A 3,267-nucleotide genomic window follows, 5' to 3' on the forward strand; every position below is an offset into this window, starting at 1 on the left:
TCATGCAGGGGATAAACAAAGAGGACAAGTTAATCAAACGGTCGAATATCTGAAGTCTAAAGGCTACAGTGAAGAAGAAGCGCGGGTTATGGCAAGTAATCCTCAAATGCTTAGTGCACTGTTGACAGGGGATGATAAACCTAAACTTTCTCCAGATTACCAGCGTATTTTCAATCCTCAAACTGGAGAGTATGAAGCAAAGGTTATCAAAGGTAGTAAGGCGTATAACGAAATACAACAGCGTGAACAGTTGAAAAAATTACAAATAGTAGATGCCAAAATTATGAGAGAGAGTACAGCATATACGATAAATGAAGCACTTGAGATACTTAAGAAAAATCCTAAAGCATCTACAGGTGCGATTGGTCAATTTTTACAGTATTTGTGGAATACGCCAGCATCACGTTTGAAAAATCATCTTGAAGCTATCAGGGGAGGAGTGATGCTTCATAAGTTAGAGCGGATTAAAGCACTTTCACCTAATGGCGCTTCAGGATTGGGGAATTTGACTGATAGGGAAGGTAAGACATTAGAAAGTGTTTATGGTGCTTTGCAACAGAGTTCATCTCCTGAGGATCTTATAAAGAATTTGCAACGTTTACAGGAGATTTATAACAAAGCGACAGATTCTCAAATAGCTATTTTGATGAATGATAACATAACAGCTGCGGATGTGGATGAAGCATTTGGAAGTAGCGCGCAGCATTCTATAGATTCGCGAATGTCACAAGGAGGTAGCGCGAATGCACACGTAGTGAAAAGTGCAGAAGAGTTTGAATCTCTACCACAAGGAGCAAAATTTTGGGTTGTTAATACAAATGGTAAAGTGGTTCCTGTAATAAAATAGGTTGTGCTATGTCTGAATATAAAAATTATGATAAATCACTTTTACCCGAATGGGCTAGGAGTGCAACGGTAATTGGTCTACCTCGAGATATATCAGATCTTCAAACAACGACAGGTTATCCTGAATATAAAAATTATGATAAATCACTTTTACCTGAATGGGCTAGAAGCGCAACGGTAATTGGTCCAGCTCAAGATATTTCAAATACTCAAGAAACATTATTTAATTCACAACCTACAACAGATGATTTTTCATTTGATGATAAAGATCTTACGTGGTGGGATGCACTAAGGAGTCATGGTGCTTCTGGTTTTTTTGCAGGTTATAGTGATGAGCTACAAGCGGCGAATGAAGCAGGTTTTACAGATTATTGGCGTGGCGATAAAAGGGCAGAAGAGGTCTATAATAGACGGGTAGCCAAGGAACGTGCTTACCAAAAAGCCTTAGAAAAGAAACACCCAATATTATCTTCTATCGGTTATACTCTTGGTTCAATTGTCCCAACAGTAGCATCATTAATCCCTGCTCTTGGATTTTTGAGAGTAGGTTCTGCGGCGTCAACATTTGGAAATCTTGGTAAAGCGGCAATTTTAGGAGCAGGTTCTGGTGCTTTGCATGGTTCTGGAGCAGGAGATGGTCTTTATGACCGCCTTACTTCGGCAGGGATTGGTGGTGGTATTGGAGCTGTTGCTGGTCCTGTTGGTTCTCTTGTTGGTACAGGAGCTTCTTGGGGGGTAAGAAAAGCGGGACATGGATTGCAACATATTCCTTTTTTAAGAGGGTATTTAAATCCTGCTCATAAAGACGTTCAAACCAAAGCAGTTAGGGAAGTTGCAAAAACATTATATGATGATGGTGTTGAGAATGTTGCAGAACGCCTTGCAAGTGCGCCGCGTCATGCATTTTTGACAGACATTAGTCCGAATTTAGAAGTATCACTTGCTAATATGGGGAAAACAAATACGCGCGTTTCTGAACTTTTGAAACATGCTCATGGAGAAAGGGTGCAGAATGCTATCCGCCGTATTGGTCAATCGGCAGATGAAAACATTACACCTCTCCAAGATACGAAAGTTTTAAAAAGGTTGCTTAAAGAGCAAGGAGAAAGAGAATATACAGATCTTTATGTACAAGCGATGCAAACTCCAATCGCGAAAAGACATTATCCGGCTCTAAATAGGCTTTTCAAAAATAAATGGTTTCAAGATGCCCTTAAAGAAGCAGTTGATATCTTAGAAGGGGACCCACGCAAAGCAATTGCTCAACGATTTTATGATAAAAATTTTAGCCATCTTAACTATAAGCCCACAATGGAGTTATTAGATCAAACTAAGAAAAGTCTAGATGAATTAATTGAAAAGTATAAAAATTTTGGTGATAATCAAAAGTCTTCAGGGTACCAATTGATTAAGAACAATTTGGTAAAGATAACGGACGAAATTTCTCCTACCTATAAAGCAGCGCGGGCTAGTGTAGAAAAATATAAAGGTTTTCAAGAAGCGATAGAACAAGGCAAAAACATTGTACAGAGAGATGTTTCTGGAGCAACAATAGCAGAAGGTCTTCGTAAAGGAGCAATGCCAGATGGTCTCAATACCTATCGCGTAGGGATGAGGGATTATATCGATGAGATATTAAAAAGATCCCGCCCTGTTAATAGACTTTCGAATATTTTACAAACAGGTAGCATGTCTAAAAATCTTAGCAGGTCTTTAAATCCTAAAAACATTAAAGCGTTGAGGAAAGCTGTAGATGATGAAAGATTTTATGAAGATGCGGCGCAAAGAGCACTAAAGCCATTTCAAGGAACGCCAGAGGCTTCTCCTCTAACAGGTGTTAATATTCCGTACGGAAAAGTTAGTACAGCACGTGCTGGGGCGAAAGTTATACAAAATATTTTATCTGATACGATTAGGAAATTGCCTCAAAAAGAAAGACAAATACTTGACCGTGATATAGCGAAATTAGCAACTTTTGGCGTTAAGGGGATGAGTCAACAGGAAGTTGCTCAAATGGTACAAAGATTTATACGATTACATAAAGCAGGAATTGGTAATGAACGTTTCTGGCATTTTGTTTCTTCGGCAGCGGCAGGAGAAGCTGGCAGATTTGCAAGGAGCAAAATCTATGGCTAGATATAATCCTTCAGTTGATCAAGCGATACGTCAAGCAGCGGCGCGGTATGGCTTGCCGGAAAGCTATTTATACCGTGTTGCGCAAGTGGAAAGTGGTGGCAATCCCAATGCAAGGAATCCACGTTCTTCTGCTGGTGGTCTGTATCAGTTTATAGACAGCACCGCCAAGCAATATGGCTTACAAGACCGTTTTGACCCCATACAAGCAGCTGATGCGATGGGTCGGTTCACACGGGACAATCGTAACCATTTAAGCCGTGTTTTGGGGAGAGCACCAACAGAGGC

2 protein-coding genes and 1 pseudogene are annotated in these 3,267 nt (G+C 40.1%); all 3 read left to right on the top strand.

Annotated features, from left to right (window positions below; all coding sequences use genetic code 11):
* Nucleotides 1-847 (top strand): annotated as a pseudogene (locus tag PVV69_RS09460) (hypothetical protein); the annotation flags it as partial.
* A gap of 8 nt (nt 848-855) precedes the next feature.
* The gene (locus PVV69_RS09465; RefSeq protein WP_273757303.1) at nt 856-2,982 is read left to right on the top strand and encodes a glycine zipper family protein; all 2,127 of its coding nucleotides are present in this window, start codon (nt 856-858) and stop codon (nt 2,980-2,982) included.
* Nucleotides 2,975-3,267: transglycosylase SLT domain-containing protein (locus PVV69_RS09470; RefSeq protein ID WP_273757304.1), on the top strand; the 293-nt coding region annotated here is incomplete at its 3' end. The genes PVV69_RS09465 and PVV69_RS09470, both read left to right, overlap by 8 nt.

The sequence above is a fragment of the Bartonella sp. MM73XJBT genome (assembly GCF_028618465.1).
Taxonomy (GTDB): domain Bacteria; phylum Pseudomonadota; class Alphaproteobacteria; order Rhizobiales; family Rhizobiaceae; genus Bartonella.